Origin of the sequence: Streptomyces venetus, assembly GCF_039540295.1 — a bacterium.
GTDB lineage: Bacteria > Actinomycetota > Actinomycetes > Streptomycetales > Streptomycetaceae > Streptomyces > Streptomyces venetus.
The window spans coordinates 187,967-203,564 of sequence record NZ_BAABET010000004.1; the positions used below are offsets into that span (position 1 = coordinate 187,967).

Consider the following 15,598-nt stretch of genomic DNA (forward strand, 5'->3'; position numbering starts at 1 on the left):
GCCTCACGGGTGCTGGCTGCTGACCGACAGCACCTCGCCGGTCAGGTACGACGAGTAGCCGCTGGCCAGGAACACGATCACGTTGGCCACCTCCCACGGTTCGGCGTGGCGTCCGAAGGCCTCCCGGCCGGTCAGTTCCTCCAGCAGCTCAGGGGTGGTGACCTTGGCGAGGTGCGGATGCATGGCCAGGCTCGGGGAGACGGCGTTCACCCGCACGCCGTACGCGGCGGCCTCCACCGCGGCGCACCGGGTGAGCGCCATGACCCCGGCCTTCGCGGCGGCGTAGTGCGCCTGCCCCCGCTGTGCGCGCCAGCCGACCACCGAGGCGTTGTTGATGACGACACCGCCGCCGCCCGCGGCCTTCATCCGGCGCAGCGCGGCGCGGGTGCAGCGGAAGGTGCCGCTCAGCGTGACGTCGAGGACCTTGTCCCACTGCTCGTCGGTCATGTCGACGAGGTCGGCGGTGCCGCCGAGGCCCGCGTTGTTGACGACGATGTCCAGGCGTCCGTGCTGTTCCTCGGCGTGCTCGAACAGCGCGCCGACCTGCTCCTCGTCCGTGACGTCGCAAGGCAGTGCGGTGACGCGGTCCGCGCCGAACTCACCGGCCAGTTCCGCCTCGGACGCCTTGAGCCGGCGGACGTGGGCGTCGGAGACCACGACCCGGGCGCCCTCCTCCAGCAGCCGCCGGGCGGTCGCGCCGCCGATCCCGGCACCGGCGGCGGCGGTGACGACGGCCGTACGGCCGTCCAGCAGGTGATGGCCCGGCAGGTACGGCGGCGGGGCCGACGTCATGGGCGTACCTCCCGGGGCTCCCGGCGTCTCTCGACGGCTGACGCACCGTAGGTTAACCTACCAAACACTTGTTAGGGAAGGAGGATGCGGATGCCCACTGCCCGCACCACGCCCTCGGAGCCCGTCCGTTACGAGCGCCGCGGCTCCGTCGCCCTGGTGACGATGGACCGGCCCGAATACCGCAACGCCCAGAACTCCGCCATGACCTACGCCCTGGACCGGGCCTTCTACCGGGCGGCGGACGACGACGAGGTGAGGGTCGTAATCCTCGCCGGAGCGGGGCGGCACTTCTCCGCGGGCCATGACATCGGCACCCCGGAGCGGGACGCGCATCTGCCGTTCGACCGCAGGGCCGGGCTGTGGTGGGACCACTCGCGTAAGTCGGGGGCGGAGAGCCGCTTCGCCCGCGAGTCCGAGGTGTACCTGGGCATGTGCCGGCGGTGGCGCGAACTGCCCAAGCCGGTCATCGCCTCGGTGCAGGGTGCGTGCGTGGCCGGGGGGCTGATGCTCGCCTGGGTCTGTGATCTGATCGTCGCCTCCGAGGACGCCTTCTTCGCCGACCCGGTGGTGCGTATGGGCATCCCGGGGGTGGAGTACTTCGCCCACCCGTGGGTGATGCCGCCGCGGATCGCCAAGGAGTTCCTCTACACCGGCGACCGGATGAGCGCGCGACGCGCCTACGAGGTCGGCATGGTCAACCGGGTCGTGCCCCGGGAGGAACTCAGCCGGCACAGCCTGGAGTTGGCGGAGAGGATCGCGGCGATGCCCCGGATGGGACTGGCGCTGACGAAGCGGGCCGTCAATCAGGCCGAGGACCTCCAGGGCCTGCACTCGGGGCTGGACTCGGTCTTCGGGCTGCACCATCTCGCCCACGCCCACAACGCGGAGACGGGCGACGACCCGCTCGGCGGGATGGACGTGCGCGCGATGAAGGAGGCGGGCGGCTGATGGACCCCGACTTCACGGCGGCCGAGGACGCCTTCCGCACCGAGGTCCGGGACTGGCTCGCCTCCCATGTGCCGGCCCTCCCGCTCCCGTCGCTGGAGACCGCCGAGGGGTTCGCCGCCCACCGGGACTGGGAGCGCACATTGTTCGCCAACCGCTGGTCGGTGGTCTCCTGGCCCGAGGCGTTCGGCGGCCGGGGCTCCTCCCTGCTGGAGTGGCTGATCTTCGAGGAGGAGTACCACCGGGCCGGCGCGCCGGCCCGGGTCTCCCAGAACGGCATCAGCCTCCTCGCGCCCACCCTCTTCGAGCACGGCACCGACGAGCAGCGTGAGCGCGTCCTGCCGCCCATGGCGAGCGGTGAGGTGATCTGGGCACAGGCCTGGTCCGAACCGGAGGCGGGGTCCGACCTGGCCTCGCTGCGGTCCACCGCCGTGCGGGCGAAGGGCGGCTGGCGCATCAGCGGCCAGAAGACCTGGTCGTCCCGGGCGGCCTTCGCCGACCGCGCGTTCGGCCTGTTCCGCAGCGAACCGGAGGCGGACCGGCCGCACCGGGGCCTGACGTACCTGATGTTCCCACTGGACGCGGACGGGGTGACCGTTCGGCCCATCGGGCGGCTGGACGGCAAGCCCGCCTTCGCCGAGATCTTCCTCGACGACGTGTTCGTACCGGACGAGGACGTCATCGGCGAGCCGGGCCAGGGCTGGCGGGTCGCGATGAGCACCACCGGCAACGAGCGCGGGCTGACCCTGCGCAGCCCCGGCCGGTTCACCGCCGCGGCGGACCGGCTGACCGCGCTGTGGCGCACCACCGCCGACCCCGGCGACACGGCGCTGCGCGACCGGGTCGCCGACGCGGTGATCGGCGCCCGCTCCTACCAGCTGTTCACCTACGCCCATGCCTCGCGCATCGCCGCGGGCGGGGAGATCGGCGCCGAGTCCAGCCTCAACAAGGTCTTCTGGTCCGAGCTGGACATCGCCCTGCACGAGACCGCCCTCGATCTGCTCGGCCCCTACGGCGAGCTGTCCGACGAGGCCACCGAGGCACCTGCGCACGGAAGTTGGGCGGAGGGGCACACGTTCTCCCTGGCCGGGCCGATCTACGCCGGCACCAATGAGATCCAGCGCGACATCATCGCCGAGCGGCTGCTGGGCCTGCCGAAGGGCCGCCGCTGATGCGGTTCCTCCTCGACGACGAGCAGCGGGAGTTCGCCCGCTCTCTGGACGGCATGCTGGGATCCGCCGGCACACCCGGCGTCGTACGGGCCTGGGCGTCCGGCGATCCCGGGCCCGGACGCGCCCTGTGGGCCCGGCTCGCGAAGGCCGGCGTCTTCGCCCTCGCCGTTCACGAGGAGCACGGGGGTCTGGGTCCGCTGCCCGTCGAACTCGCCGTCGCCTTCGGCGAACTGGGCCGCCATGCGGTTCCCGGCCCGCTGGCCGAGACGGCGGCCGCCGGTGCGCTGCTGGGCCGGCTCGGGGGCGACGCGGCCCGTGACTGGCTGCCGCGGCTCGCGTCCGGCGAGGCTGTGGCGTCCCTGTGCGTCCCCTCCCCCGGCGGCAGCCCGTACGCCCTGGACGCCGACGCCGCCGACGCGGTGTTCGTCGTGGCGGGCGACACCGTACGCCTCGCGGAATCGCACGGCCCGGTGCAGCCGTCGGCCGACCCGGCGCGGCGACTGGCCCGCCCGCTCGGCGGGGCCGTCCTGCTGGAGGGACCGGAGGTCGCGGCGGCAGCCGCGCACGCCGCCGATGTCGCGGCGCTGGCCACGGCCGCGCAGGCGCTCGGGCTGGGACGCACCCTGCTGGAACGGACCGTTGCGTACGTCCGGCGGCGCACCCAGTTCGGGGTGGCCGTCGGCTCGTTCCAGGCGGTGAAACACCGCCTGGCCGACACCCTCGTCGCCCTGGAGTTCGCCCAGCCGCTGGTGCACGCCGCGGCCCTGACCCTGGCGGCGGACGATCCGGCGGCGGGCCGGGAAGTCGCCGCGGCGAAGGTGGCGGCAGGCGAAGCCGCCCACGCTGCGGCGCGTACGGCCCTGCAACTGCACGGCGCCCTCGGCTACACCTGGGAACTGGACCTGTCACTGTGGATCCGCAAGGCCCGCCCGCTGCGCGACGCCTGGGGCACACCGGCCGCATGCCGCGCCCGGGTGCTCGCATGACGGGGCCGGCAGCCGCCCCAGCGTGGCGTGTGCCTCCGCCATGATCCTTTCGACGAGTTCGGCGCAGGAGGGGAGGTCGTCGATCAGTCCGCCGACCTGGCCGCAGGCCATCACGCCGAGGTCGGTGCGGCCGTCGACCATCGCGGCCCTGAGGAGCATCGGGGTGTTGGCCGCCAGGAGGACCTGGCTCCAGGTCAGTTGTCTGCCGTGCTTCATCGCCAGGCCGTCACGCACCAGGCCGGCCCAGCTCATATTTGACTCCCGCCTGAAGGCGGAGGCATGGCGGAACGCGCGCAGGAGGGCGGCCGTGCGGCCGGACCGCTCCAGGGCGTCCACGAGGTCGGTGCGCAGCATCCGGTGGGGCAGGCCGTCGACCTTGGTGGTGACGACGACGTCCTGGACGCCCGCCGCCAGGTAGCGGGCCTTCACGGCGTCGGGGACGGTGCTGTCGGAAGTGAGCAGGAAGCGGGTGCCCATGGCCACTCCGGCGGCGCCGTAGGCCAAAGCCGCCACCAGGCCGCGTCCGTCCCGGAATCCGCCGGCGGCGATCACCGGGATCTCCACGGCGTCCACGACCTGCGGCAGCAGCACGGTGGTGGCGACGCTGCCCGTGTGGCCGCCGCCCTCGCCTCCCTGCACGAGAACGGCGTCGGCGCCCCAGGCCGCGACCTTCTCGGCATGCCGCCGGGCGCCCACGGAGGGGATGACGACGACTCCGGCGTCCTTCAGACGGGCGATCAGTTCCGGCCGCGGCGCGAGTGCGAACGAGGCCACTTTCACGCCCTCGTCGAGAATGATCCGCACCCTGTCCCCCGCGTCCGCGGCGTCGGCCCGCAGATTGACCCCGAAAGGCGCGTCCGTACGGGACTTGACCTCACGTACGGCCGAACGGAGCTGGTCCGGGGTCATGGTGGCGGACGCCAGGATCCCGAGGGCACCGGCGTCGGCGGCGGCGGAGACCAGGCGGGGGCCTGCCACCCACCCCATGCCGGTCTGGACGATGGGGGTGCGCACTCCGACCAGTTCGGTGAGGGCGGTGGCGATCGTGGCGCCGCTCATGCGGGCACCTCACGGTCGCGGGCGCCCGTCGGGTCGACGACCTCCCGGACGATCCGCAGCTCCTCGGCGGTGGGCTCCCGGGTGTGCGGCACCTCGTCCGGGACGGTGAGCGTGAAGCCGGTGGCCTCGACGACCTGCTCGACCGTGACCCCCGGGTGCAGCGAGCGCAGCCGCATCGTGTGGTCCGGGGTGGCGAAGTCGAAGACGCCCAGGTCGCTGACGACCTCCGTGACGTGGTGGAACCGGGTGGCCGACGGGCCGGCCTCGGCGGCACGGTCGTAGCCGACTCCGCACACCAGGTCGACCCGCTCGACGAAGACGCGCCGGGAGTGCCTGGGCACCCAGTAACTCGTGGGGTTGTTCGCAGTGTTGACGGGCGCACCCCGTACGCCCAGCAGTTGCCGGGTGGGGCGGGCCCAGTCGCCGATGCAGGAGATGTTCTGGTTGCCGTGGCGGTCGATCTGGCTGGCGCCCATCATCACGTGCCGCCGTCCCGTGGCCGCGAGGGCCAAGTGCTGCCGGTAGGGCAGCCAGCCCTCCACCACCCGGGCGCGGGAGCCGACCGCCGTGACATCGCCGATCAGCAGCGCCTCGCCGTCGGTCAGCAGCAGATCGGGCGCGAAGGTCAGCTTCGCCAGCCGCGCGCCGATGGCGGGAACCGTGCCCATGGGACTGGCCAGGACCTCCCCGGCATGGCGCCATGCCTCCGCGCAGGCCACGACGCAGTACTCTGCCCGGGTCGTCGTGTTCGTCGTAGGACTGCTCACGCCCGCTCCTCGTGGAATGCCGCGACCGCGGCCTGGTACGTCTCTTCGTCCGCGGACAGGTAACGGTCGGTGAACGTATGCCAGGCCTCCGGATCGCGGGCGGCCAGGGCGTAGGCGCGCTGGAAGGCCTCGTCGCGGTCGTGGTCGGGTGCGCAGGAGGTGAAGTGCGCGCCGTTGGGTGTCTCTACCACGCCTGTCACGAACGCGCGCTTGACCAGCAGGGTCTGTGGGGCCGCGTCCTTGAGCAGGTCGGCGGTGTCGACGAGTTGCTCGCAGGAGACGTACGCGGCGTCGGCGGCCTGGCAGAAGAGGTCGTCGAAGTACGGATCGGGCCCCAGGTACTGCGCGTTGCCCTGGGCGTCCGCCCGGTTGAGGTGGACCAGCGCGGCGTCCAGGCGCAGGGCCGGGACCGCGACGAACTCCTCGCCGTCCTCGTAGGGGGAGATCACCGTGCGTAAGTGCGGGTTGACCCTCATCACGTCGGACCCGAGACCGGCCCGGACCGGCAGGAAGGGCAGCCGCTGGGCGGCGGCGGTCAGGCCCCACATGAACATCGCCTCGTCCAGTTCGACGAGTTCGAGACCGCCCTGCTGCCGGGCCGCGGTGAAGTGCGGCTCCAGCGGGATGGAGTCGAGGGTGGCGAACGGGGCCACGAGCGTACGGATCCGGCCCGCCGCGGCGAGCAGCCCGACGTCCGGGCCTCCGTAGGAGACGATGGTGAGGCCGGTGACGTCCGAGCGCAGCAGCGCACGGACCAGTGCCATCGGCTTGCGCCGGGATCCCCAGCCGCCGATCCCGATCGTCATGCCGCTGCGCAGACGCCCGACCACCTCGTCGGCGGTCATCGTCTTGTCGCTCAACGCGCTTCCCCCTCAGACGACTTGGACGACTCGGACGACTTGGACGACTTGGACGACACGAACGCCTCGCGGTAGTGGTCCGAGACCCCGCTGAGGTTGGCCTCGAACGTGAAGCCCTGCTCGAAGCGGTAGCTGCGCCGGACGTCCACGGGGTCGATGCCGTTGATCGACGCCTTGGCGAAGCGGATGAGCAACCCGTCCTTGGCGGCGACCTCCCTGGCCAGTTCCATGGCCGCGGCGTGCAGCCGCTCGCGCGGGACGACCCGCCACACCGAGCCGTGACGGTGCAGTTCCTCGGCCGTCACGGTGCGCGAGGTGTAGTACAGCGTCCGCATCAGGTGCTGCGGGACCAGCCGGGCGAGATGGGTGGCCGCGCCGAGCGCGCCCCGGTCCAGCTCCGGCAGCCCGAAGGTCGCGTCGTCGCTCGCCACGACCGAATCGGCGTTGCCCACCAGGCCGATGCCGCCGCCCACGCAGAAGCCCTGCACCGCCGCGACCACCGGAACCTCGCATTCGTAGACCGCGGCGAACGCCTCGTAGCAACCGCGATTGGTGCCGATGAGCGCCGCATGCCCCTCGGTGCGCTGCATCTCCTTGATGTCCGCACCGGCGTTGAACCCGCGCCCCGCCGCGGCGAGGACGACGCAGCGCACGCCGGGATCGGATCCGGCGGCGCGCACCGCGGCGGCCAGGTCGTACCAGCCCTGGACGGGGAGGGCGTTGACCGGTGGGAAGTCCACGGTGATGACGGTGACGCCCTCTTCGGGGCTTGTGGTGGAGACACCCATGAGCGGATCAGCTACCTTTCCACCAAACGTTTGTTAGGCACGAAGGTAGCAGCGGAGCACGCGCCCCGGGAGGTCCCCATGGCCACGATCACCGATCTGAGCGGACGGGTGGCCGTGGTCACCGGCGGGACGAGGGGCGTGGGGGCGGGCATCGCCCGGGCCCTGCTGGAGGCGGGAGCCGAGGTGGTGACCTGTGCCCGGCGGCCTCCGGACGAACCCGTCGAAGCGGCTTGCCGCGCCGCCCGGTTCCTCCCCGCCGACCTGCGCGACCCGGACGCCGTCCGCGCGTTCTTCGCACAGGTGAGCGGTGAGCACGGCAGGCTGGACGTCCTCGTCAACAACGCCGGGGGCACGCCGTACCGGCTGCTCGAGGAGGGCGGAGCGGCACGGCACTCCCGGGTGGTCGAGTTGAACCTGCTGGCCCCCCTGACCGCCTCCCTCGCCGCCTACGAGCAGATGCGCTCCCAGCCCGGCGGCGGGTCGATCGTCATGATCGGCAGTGTCAGCGGCAGCCGTCCGTCACCGGGTTCGGCGGCCTACGGAGCGGCCAAGGCGGGGCTGGAGCAACTGGCCCGCAGCATGGCCGTGGAGTGGGCTCCTCGGGTCAGGGTCAACACCGTGGTCCTCGGCATGGTCCGCACCGAGCTGTCGCACCTGCACTACGGCGACGACAGTGGCATCGAGGCCGTCGGCCGCACCGTGCCGCTCGGCCGGCTCGCCGACCCGGCGGAGGTGGGCGACGCCTGTGTCTTCCTGGCCTCCGAACGCGCCGCGTACATCAGCGGCGCGAGCCTGCTCGTCCACGGCGGAGGCGAACGCCCCGCCTTCCTCGACGCCGCCACCGCCGGCAACTGATCCACCGAACACCCCCGAGCGACGAAAGGACCCAGAACATGTCCGGACTGTGCAGCGAACGTGTCGCCGTCGTCACCGGGGCGGGGCGCGGACTCGGACGGGCGCACGCCCTCGCTCTCGCCGCCGAGGGCGCGAAGGTCGTCGTCAACGACCTCGGTGTCGATCCGGACGGCACCGGTGGCGCGGTCGGGCCCGCGCAGCTCGTCGTCGACGAGATCCGGGCACGTGGCGGGCAGGCGGTGACCCACCACGGGGACATCGCCACGACCGAGGGCGCGGCCTCGCTGATCCGCACCGCCGTCGAGACGTACGGTCGGCTCGACACTCTGGTCAACAACGCCGGTTTCCTGCGCGACCGCATGCTGGTGAACCTCGGCGAGGACGACTGGGACGCCGTCGTGCGCGTCCACCTCAAGGGGCACTTCCTTCCGCTGAAGCACGCGGCGGCGCACTGGCGGGCGGAGACCAAGGCGGGCCGGGTGCCGGCCGCCCGTGTCGTCAACACCAGCAGCGGGGCCGGGCTGCTGGGCAGCGTCGGTCAGGGCAACTACTCCGCGGCCAAGGCCGGGATCGTCGGGCTGACCCTGGTCGCCGCCGCCGAGCTGGGCCGCTACGGAGTCCTGGTCAACGCCATCGCACCGGCGGCTCGCACCCGGATGACCGAGGCGGCGTTCGCCGAGACCATGGCGGCCCCAGGCCACGGCTTCGACGCCATGGCACCGGAGAACGTGTCCCCGCTCGTCGTGTGGCTGGGCTCCGCAGCCTCCGCCGGAGTGACGGGGCGCGTCTTCGAGGCGGAGGGCGGCCGCATCACCGTCATGGAGGGGTGGCGCCCCGGCCCCACGGCCGACAAGGGCGGTCGCTGGTCCCCGGCCGAGGCCGGCGAGACCGCGCTGAAGCTCCTCGCGGAGGCGACGACACCGAAGCCGGTGTACGGCTGCTGACGGAGCGAAACATTTCGGCGCCGACACCGAATGGTGCGAAACATATTGACGCGCCGTCAGGGCCTCCTATCATCCATGACGTTCGATAGAGCAGTTGTCGTTCGAGATGCGGAACACACACCCCCGCACGCACGAGGCTCCGACCAGGCCCCGCAGCATCCACGACGCCCTCCCGGAGGCCATGTCCGGCTCGCCTGGCCGACGGCCGCCCACTCCCCTACCCCGGCAGCCCCACCGAAAAGGCGGCGATCGATATGACATGGTCAGATCAATCCATCACCCGCCGTGCGGCACTGGCCACCACCACCGGCCTGACCGTCGGCGCCCTGCTGCCCCCCGATCCGGCGAGAGCGGCTGCCCCGGACCCGGCCGCCTCATACACCAACCCCGTGATCTGGCAGGACTTCGCGGACATCGACGTCATCCGCGTCGAGAACACCTACTACTGCTCCGCCTCGACGATGCACTACTCGCCCGGTGCGCCCGTGCTGCGCTCGTACGACCTGGTGAACTGGGAGATCGCCGGGCACGCGGTACCCGTCCTCGATTTCGGCTCCAAGTACGACCTGAACGGCGGGCGCGGCTACGTCAGGGGGATCTGGGCCTCGTCGCTGGCCTACCGTCCCGCCGACAGGACGTTCTACTGGCTCGGCCAGATCGATTTCGCCCGGACCCACCTCTACACCGCCAGGTCCGTCGAAGGGCCCTGGAGCCGGCGCGCGACGCTCCCCCAGGTGTACTACGACGCGGGGCTGCTGGTGGACGACGACAACACCCTGTACGTGGCGTACGGCAACGGCACGATCAACGTGGCCCAGCTCGCCGCGGACGGCCGCAGCCAAGTGCGGACGCAACAGGTGTTCAGCACCCCGTCGAGCATCGGCACCCTGGAGGGCTCCCGCTTCTACAAGATCAACGGGAACTACTACATCTTCCTGACCCGCCCGGCCAACGGCCAGTACATCCTGAGGTCGACCAGCGGCCCCTTCGGCCCGTACACGCTGCGGCAGGTCCTGCTCGACCTGCCCGGACCGATCTCCGGCGGAGGTGTGCCGCACCAGGGCGGCCTGGTGCGGACGCAGAACGGGGCCTGGTACTACATGGCCTTCGTCGACGCCTATCCCGGCGGTCGGATGCCCGCCCTGGCTCCCGTCACCTGGACCTCCGACGGCTGGCCGGTCGTCCAGCTCGTGAACAACGCGTGGGGCAGGTCGTATCCCGCCCCGGCCGTACCGCCGCCGCCCCGGCAGGTCACTCCGCTGACCGGTGTCGACACCTTCGACGGCACGGCCCTCAAGCCGAGGTGGGAGTGGAACCACAACCCGGACAACGCCAAGTGGTCGGTGGACAACGGCCTGACCCTGCGCACCGCGACCGTCACCGGCGACCTGTACTGGGCGCGCAACACCCTCACCCACCGCATCCAGGGGCCCACGTCCACGGCGACGGTCCAGCTCGACCACTCCGCGATGCGGGACGGCGACCGGGCGGGACTGGCACTGCTGCGGGACTCCTCGGCGTGGATCGGAGTGAAGCGTGACGGCGGTGCCACACGGGTGGTCATGGTCGACGGACTGACCATGGACGGCAGCTGGAACACCACCGGCACCGGGACCGAGCGGGCGGGTGCGAGCGTGCCGGGCGGTCGCCTCTGGCTGCGGGCCGAGGCCGACATCCGTCCCGGGGCGTCCCGGCCCGGCACCTTCTCCTACAGCACCGACGGCGTCACGTTCACCCGCCTCGGCCCGGCCTTCGCCATGGGCAACGACTGGCGGTTCTTCATGGGCTACCGGTTCGCCCTCTTCAACCACGCCACACAGGCACTGGGCGGCTCGGTCCGCGTGACGCGGTTCGAACTGTCCACCCCCTGAACGACCGACGTTCCCATGCCGCTCGCTCTTCGGCCCAGAGCCTGGACCCGAACGCGAGCGGCGACTACAACAGCCTGCCGTGGCGGCTATGCCTGCTCACCCGGACCAACTCGACCTGCTGACCTCCCGCGGGCCCCGCCACTCGTGCGGGGCCCGCGCGCGTCCTCAAGGCCGCCCGCGGGCCGGCGCCCGGCGGATCAGGCGTCACTTTTCCGTGAGACGCCGGGTCGAGCCGTGGTGCTCCCGGTCCCCGTGCTCGCGCAGCCACCGTTCCGTGGTGGTCACGTGCATGAGCGCCGCCGCCTGGGCGAGTGCCGCGTCCCCGTCGGCCAGGGCCTGGTAGATGGCCTCGTGTTCGGCGACGGTGCGGGCCGAGGCGTTCTCGTCGACCAGCCCGCGCCAGATACGGGCACGCACGGTACGGCTGGAGATGCCCTCCAGCAGGGTGGCGAGCGTCGCGTTGCCGGTGGCCGCGATCACCGCCCGGTGGAAGGCGGCGTCGTGCTCGTTGAGCCGTCCCACGTCGTCGCGGGCGGCGCGCATCGCATCCAGGTGGCGCTCCACCTCGGCGAGCTCCGCCGCCGAGATGCGGGTCGCGGCGAGTGCCGTGGCGACCGGCTCGAACAGCCGGCGCACCTCGGTGAGCTCCAGGAGTGTGTCGCCGCGCAGCAGTTCCACCGCGGATCCGACGCCGCTCAGCAGCAGCTCCGGCTCCAGGCTGGTCACATAGGTGCCGTCGCCGCGCCTGATCTCCAGGACGTTCGAGACCACCAGCGCCTTCACCGCCTCCCGGGTCAGGTTGCGGGACAGGCCCAGATCCGCGGCGAGCTGCTGCTCGGGCGGCAGCTTGGCTCCGGGCGACAGCTCACCGGACCGGATGAGCTCCCGGATCCGGTCGATGGCCTTGTCGGTCAGTGACATGCGTCGCCGTCCCCTCCTGGTGCGTGCGCAGCGGCACGGTAGCAACCCGTCGCACGTCCGGCGCCGGCGCTTCACAAAGGTACGAAAGTTTCTTCCTGACACTCCTCTTGTTTCGCGAGAAACATGTCATTAGCGTTCGCGCCCAGGTGAAGCGCTTCGGTCCTCGCTCCGAACCCGCGTCGCGACAACTCGTACACCGTTGAGAGGACTTGACCGAGTGTCAGGCCAGCAGCACACGGACGCCACCGTGACCAACCCCGTCATCCCCGGCTTCCACCCGGACCCGAGCGTCTGTCGCGTGGGCGACGACTACTACCTCGTCTGTTCCAGCTTCGAGTACTTCCCCGGGATCCCCGTCTTCCACAGCCGCGACCTGGTGCACTGGACTCAGCTCGGCAACGCGCTGGACCGGCCGGGCCAGCTCCCCCTCGACGCCGGCACTCCCTCGTCCGGCGGCATCTACGCCCCCACGCTGCGCCACCACGACGGCCGCTTCTGGCTGATCGTCACCCTGGTGACCGAGGGCGGCGGCAACATGCTGTTCACCGCCACCGATTCCGCCGGACCGTGGTCCGACCCGGTTCGCCTGCCCGGAGTCCCCGGCATCGACCCGGACCTCGCCTGGGACGAGGACGGCACCTGCTGGTGCACGGTCGCCGGGGTCGGACAGGTCCGTATCGACCCGTACACCGGGGAGACGTTCGGAGAGCCGCGCAAGCTCTGGTCGGGCACCCCCGGGGCCATGGCCCCGGAAGCCCCTCACCTGTACCGGATCGGCGCCTACTGGTACCTGCTCATCGCCGAGGGCGGCACGGAGCGGGGCCACGGCGTCTCCATCGCCCGCGGGCACGCTCCCACCGGCCCGTTCGAGCCCTGCCCGGCCAACCCCGTGCTGACGCACCGCAGTTCGGACCGTCCGATCCAGAACACCGGCCACGCGGACCTGGTGCAGGGGCCCGACGGCTCCTGGTGGATGGTGCTGCTGGGCGTCCGGCCGCGCGGTGGCACCCCGGGCTGGCATGTGCTGGGCCGCGAGACGTTCCTGGCACCGGTGGAGTGGGTGGACGGCTGGCCCGTCGTCGGTGAGCTCTCCCCCGGCCTGGCCGCTCCCGGCTGGCCGCTCGTCCCCGGGCCCGTCGAGGCCGACCGGGACGACTTCGACCTGAGTGAACTGGGCCCGCGGTGGATCTCCGTGCGTGACCGTGCGGAGGAGTACTGCACCACCAAGGAGCGGCCCGGCTGGCTGACGCTCCGCGCCCGCGGCGACTCACTGGACGAGCGGGACGTGGTGTTCGCCGGCCGCCGCCAGCAGCATCTGAGGTGCCGGGTGCGCACCAGGATCGATCCGTCACAGGGACGTGGCGGCCTGGCCGTCCGGCTGGACGAGGAGCACCACTACGAGATCGAGGCGTCGGACGGGGAAGTGCGGGTGCTCGGCCGCGTCGGCCCGCTGCGCGCCGTGGTGGCGTCCCGGCCGGCGCCCGCCGGGCCCGTGGTCCTCGGCGTCCGGATCGCCGACGCCCCGTCCCGGGAGGCCCGCACCGGGCCCGACTCCCTCACGTTCGGCATCGAGGAACCGGACGGCACGTTCAGCGCGCTCGGCACCCTCGACGGCCGCTATCTGTCGACGGAGGTGGCGGGCGGCTTCACAGGCCGGGTGATCGGCCTGTACGCCGCGGCCGGCACGGTCGCCTTCGACTGGTTCGACTACGAGCCGCTCGCCGATTGAACCGGCACGAGCGCCGGGCACCACCGCCGCGGCCCGGTCCACCCCTGTCTCGACCACCTCCGCACCATCCCCCCACGGGCGGATCCCCCGCTCGGCCGACAGAGAAAGGTCAGAGATGAAGGGAACGCACCACCCGACCGGACGCCGCAGTGACGGTCCCGGTCGTGTGCTCGGTCTCCTGCTCGCGTTGGTCACCCTGATCGGGCTGACCGGCACCACGGCATTCGCCGCTCCGAGCCACCGGGACACGTCCCCGGCGCGGCCGCCCCGGCTCGCCGCCGGACCGATGGACACCGTGGCCGCGATGCAGCCCAGCTGGAACCTGGGCAACTCGCTGGACGCCGTCCCGGGCGAGACGTCCTGGGGCAATCCGCCCGTCACCAAGGCCCTGTTCGACACGATCAAGGCCCAGGGCTTCCGCAGTGTGCGGATCCCCGTGACGTGGACCGACCATCAGTCCTCCACCGCCCCCTACACGATCGACGCGGCCTGGATGAGCCGTGTCAAGCAGGTGGTGGACTGGGCGCTGGCCGACGGGCTCTACGTCGTGATCAACGTCCATCACGACTCGTGGCAGTGGCTCTCCGGCATGTCCACCGACCACGACAACGTCGTGGCCCGGTTCCGGGCGGCCTGGACCCAGATCGCCGCCAAGTTCAGGGACTCCTCGCAGGCCCTGCTCTTCGAGAGCGTCAACGAGCCTCAGTTCGACAACACCACCGACGCCCAGGGCATCCAGTACCTCAAGGAACTGGACACCGCCTTCCACACCGTCGTGCGCCAGTCCGGCGGCAACAACGCGACCCGTCTGCTCGTGCTGCCCAGCCTGCACACCAACTCCGACCAGATCTACCTGGACGCCCTGGTCAGCGAGATGAAGTCGCTGAACGACCCCAACCTCGTGGCCACCGTGCACTACTACGGCTGGTACCCCTTCAGCGTGAACATCGCCGGCGGCACCCGGTTCGACGCCACCGCGCAGAAGGACATGACCGACCACTTCACCCGGATCCGCGACACCCTCACCTCCAAGGGAATCCCCGTCTACCTGGGTGAGTACAGCCTGCTGCACTATCCCGACCAGAACCATCCGTCCCGCGTGGAAGCGGGTGAGGCGCTGAAGTACTTCGAGCAGTTCGGGTACGAGGCCCGCGCCGCCGGCGTGACCACGGCTCTGTGGGACCCCGGAACCTTCGCCTTCATGGACCGCGCGACGCTGCAGTGGACCGACCCCGCGCTGATCGCCGCGATCAAGTCGAGCTGGACGACCCGTTCGGGGACCGCTTCCTCGGACCGGATCTTCCTGGCGAAGTCGAGCTCCATCACGGCCAAGACGCTCACTCTGAACCCCAACGGCCTCACGTTCCAGGGACTCTGGCAGGGCGGCACGCGCCTCGTGCAGGGCCGGGACTACACCGTCTCGGACGGCCGGCTCACGCTGACGGCCTCGGCACTCACCAGGCTGGCGGGCAGCCGTGCCTACGGGATCAACTCGACGATCGAAGCCCGGTTCTCGCGGGGCCTGCCCTGGAAGATCCACGTGACCACGTACGACCGGCCGGTGCTCTCCGACGCGTCCGGCGGCACCGGCGGTCTCACCGTCCCCACCCAGTTCCGCGGTGACCTGCTGGCGACCATGGAGGCCAAGTACTCCGACGGCGGCAACGCCGGACCGACCGACTGGACTCCCTTCCAGGAGTTCAACGAGACCTTCTCCCCCGACTATCCGGGCAACGGCATCTCGCTCACGTCCGCGTTCCTCAACGCGCTGCGTGACAACGCGCAGGCGACACTCACCTTCCACTTCTGGAGCGGCGCCACCGTGACGTACCGCGTGACCAAGAACGGAGGCTCGGTGACCGGGACCGTCGCCTGACCTGCTCCCGCCCCGGGTGCCGCACCGGCACCC

Annotated in this window: 14 protein-coding genes; 8 read left to right on the plus strand and 6 right to left on the minus strand. The window is 71.6% G+C overall.

The features are described 5' to 3' along the window. Positions 1-3: 3 nt before the first annotated feature. Positions 4-792, minus strand: coding sequence for an SDR family oxidoreductase (locus ABEA82_RS14635; protein WP_345661885.1), 789 nt, complete (start codon positions 790-792; stop codon positions 4-6). Positions 793-882: 90 nt separating this feature from the next. Between ABEA82_RS14635 and ABEA82_RS14640 the strand changes: the two genes are divergently transcribed. From ABEA82_RS14640 to ABEA82_RS14650, 3 genes are read left to right on the plus strand one after another with little or no spacing between them, the layout of a single operon-like run. Then, positions 883-1,740, plus strand: a complete 858-nt coding sequence (locus tag ABEA82_RS14640; RefSeq protein WP_425588519.1) for an enoyl-CoA hydratase — start codon at positions 883-885, stop codon at positions 1,738-1,740. Then, positions 1,740-2,909 carry an acyl-CoA dehydrogenase family protein gene (locus ABEA82_RS14645; RefSeq protein ID WP_345661887.1) on the plus strand — a complete coding sequence of 390 codons (1,170 nt, stop codon included), beginning with the start codon at positions 1,740-1,742 and terminating at the stop codon, positions 2,907-2,909. The genes ABEA82_RS14640 and ABEA82_RS14645 overlap by 1 nt, the downstream gene beginning before the upstream one ends. Further along, on the plus strand, positions 2,909-3,895 hold the full coding sequence (locus ABEA82_RS14650) for an acyl-CoA dehydrogenase family protein (protein WP_345661888.1): 987 nt from the start codon (positions 2,909-2,911) through the stop codon (positions 3,893-3,895). Before ABEA82_RS14645 ends, ABEA82_RS14650 begins: the two co-directional genes overlap by 1 nt. On the opposite strand, the gene ABEA82_RS14655 is transcribed toward ABEA82_RS14650, so the two are convergent. Genes ABEA82_RS14655 through ABEA82_RS14670 form a run of 4 tightly spaced genes read right to left on the minus strand, consistent with a single transcriptional unit; the run spans position 3,815 to position 7,369 of the window. Beyond that, positions 3,815-4,954, minus strand: a complete 1,140-nt coding sequence (locus tag ABEA82_RS14655) for an NAD(P)H-dependent flavin oxidoreductase (protein ID WP_345661889.1) — start codon at positions 4,952-4,954, stop codon at positions 3,815-3,817. The two genes, ABEA82_RS14650 and ABEA82_RS14655, sit on opposite strands and share 81 nt — an antisense overlap. After that, the gene (locus ABEA82_RS14660) at positions 4,951-5,721 is read right to left on the minus strand and encodes a CoA-transferase subunit beta (RefSeq protein ID WP_345661890.1); all 771 of its coding nucleotides are present in this window, start codon (positions 5,719-5,721) and stop codon (positions 4,951-4,953) included. Before ABEA82_RS14660 ends, ABEA82_RS14655 begins: the two co-directional genes overlap by 4 nt. Continuing rightward, positions 5,718-6,581 carry a CoA transferase subunit A gene (locus tag ABEA82_RS14665; RefSeq protein WP_345661891.1) on the minus strand — a complete coding sequence of 288 codons (864 nt, stop codon included), beginning with the start codon at positions 6,579-6,581 and terminating at the stop codon, positions 5,718-5,720. Before ABEA82_RS14665 ends, ABEA82_RS14660 begins: the two co-directional genes overlap by 4 nt. Next, positions 6,578-7,369, minus strand: a complete 792-nt coding sequence (locus tag ABEA82_RS14670; protein WP_345661892.1) for an enoyl-CoA hydratase family protein — start codon at positions 7,367-7,369, stop codon at positions 6,578-6,580. The genes ABEA82_RS14665 and ABEA82_RS14670 overlap by 4 nt, the downstream gene beginning before the upstream one ends. A 78-nt stretch (positions 7,370-7,447) precedes the next feature. Here ABEA82_RS14670 and ABEA82_RS14675 point away from each other — a divergent pair, with 78 nt between their 5' ends. The 3 genes from ABEA82_RS14675 (at position 7,448) to ABEA82_RS14685 (ending at position 11,039) form a co-directional block, all read left to right on the plus strand. Then, on the plus strand, positions 7,448-8,224 hold the full coding sequence (locus ABEA82_RS14675; protein ID WP_345661893.1) for an SDR family oxidoreductase: 777 nt from the start codon (positions 7,448-7,450) through the stop codon (positions 8,222-8,224). Positions 8,225-8,262: 38 nt separating this feature from the next. After that, positions 8,263-9,168, plus strand: coding sequence for an SDR family oxidoreductase (locus ABEA82_RS14680; RefSeq protein WP_345661894.1), 906 nt, complete (start codon positions 8,263-8,265; stop codon positions 9,166-9,168). 254 nt (positions 9,169-9,422) lie between these two features. Further along, the gene (locus tag ABEA82_RS14685; protein WP_345661895.1) at positions 9,423-11,039 is read left to right on the plus strand and encodes a glycoside hydrolase family 43 protein; all 1,617 of its coding nucleotides are present in this window, start codon (positions 9,423-9,425) and stop codon (positions 11,037-11,039) included. 204 nt (positions 11,040-11,243) lie between these two features. On the opposite strand, the gene ABEA82_RS14690 is transcribed toward ABEA82_RS14685, so the two are convergent. Then, on the minus strand, positions 11,244-11,960 hold the full coding sequence (locus tag ABEA82_RS14690; protein ID WP_345661896.1) for a FadR/GntR family transcriptional regulator: 717 nt from the start codon (positions 11,958-11,960) through the stop codon (positions 11,244-11,246). A 217-nt stretch (positions 11,961-12,177) separates the two neighbouring features. Between ABEA82_RS14690 and ABEA82_RS14695 the strand changes: the two genes are divergently transcribed. Both ABEA82_RS14695 and ABEA82_RS14700 read left to right on the plus strand, forming a co-directional pair. Next, complete coding sequence (locus ABEA82_RS14695; protein WP_345661897.1) at positions 12,178-13,689, plus strand: glycoside hydrolase family 43 protein; 1,512 nt, start codon at positions 12,178-12,180, stop codon at positions 13,687-13,689. Between the two features lie 115 nt (positions 13,690-13,804). After that, positions 13,805-15,565, plus strand: coding sequence for a cellulase family glycosylhydrolase (locus ABEA82_RS14700; protein ID WP_345661898.1), 1,761 nt, complete (start codon positions 13,805-13,807; stop codon positions 15,563-15,565). The last annotated feature ends 33 nt before the right edge of the window (positions 15,566-15,598 follow it).

Excerpts from the sequence above, each read along its gene's own strand:
- ABEA82_RS14670 (WP_345661892.1), bottom strand. The coding sequence starts at position 7,369 with ATGGGTGTCTCCACCACAAGCCCCGAAGAGGGCGTCACCGTCATCACC.
- ABEA82_RS14645 (WP_345661887.1), top strand. The coding sequence starts at position 1,740 with ATGGACCCCGACTTCACGGCGGCCGAGGACGCCTTCCGCACCGAGGTC.
- ABEA82_RS14650 (WP_345661888.1), top strand. The coding sequence starts at position 2,909 with ATGCGGTTCCTCCTCGACGACGAGCAGCGGGAGTTCGCCCGCTCTCTG.
- ABEA82_RS14655 (WP_345661889.1), bottom strand. The coding sequence starts at position 4,954 with ATGAGCGGCGCCACGATCGCCACCGCCCTCACCGAACTGGTCGGAGTG.
- ABEA82_RS14690 (WP_345661896.1), bottom strand. The coding sequence starts at position 11,960 with ATGTCACTGACCGACAAGGCCATCGACCGGATCCGGGAGCTCATCCGG.
- ABEA82_RS14685 (WP_345661895.1), top strand. The coding sequence starts at position 9,423 with ATGACATGGTCAGATCAATCCATCACCCGCCGTGCGGCACTGGCCACC.
- ABEA82_RS14700 (WP_345661898.1), top strand. The coding sequence starts at position 13,805 with ATGAAGGGAACGCACCACCCGACCGGACGCCGCAGTGACGGTCCCGGT.
- ABEA82_RS14635 (WP_345661885.1), bottom strand. The coding sequence starts at position 792 with ATGACGTCGGCCCCGCCGCCGTACCTGCCGGGCCATCACCTGCTGGAC.
- ABEA82_RS14640 (WP_425588519.1), top strand. The coding sequence starts at position 883 with ATGCCCACTGCCCGCACCACGCCCTCGGAGCCCGTCCGTTACGAGCGC.
- ABEA82_RS14680 (WP_345661894.1), top strand. The coding sequence starts at position 8,263 with ATGTCCGGACTGTGCAGCGAACGTGTCGCCGTCGTCACCGGGGCGGGG.
- ABEA82_RS14675 (WP_345661893.1), top strand. The coding sequence starts at position 7,448 with ATGGCCACGATCACCGATCTGAGCGGACGGGTGGCCGTGGTCACCGGC.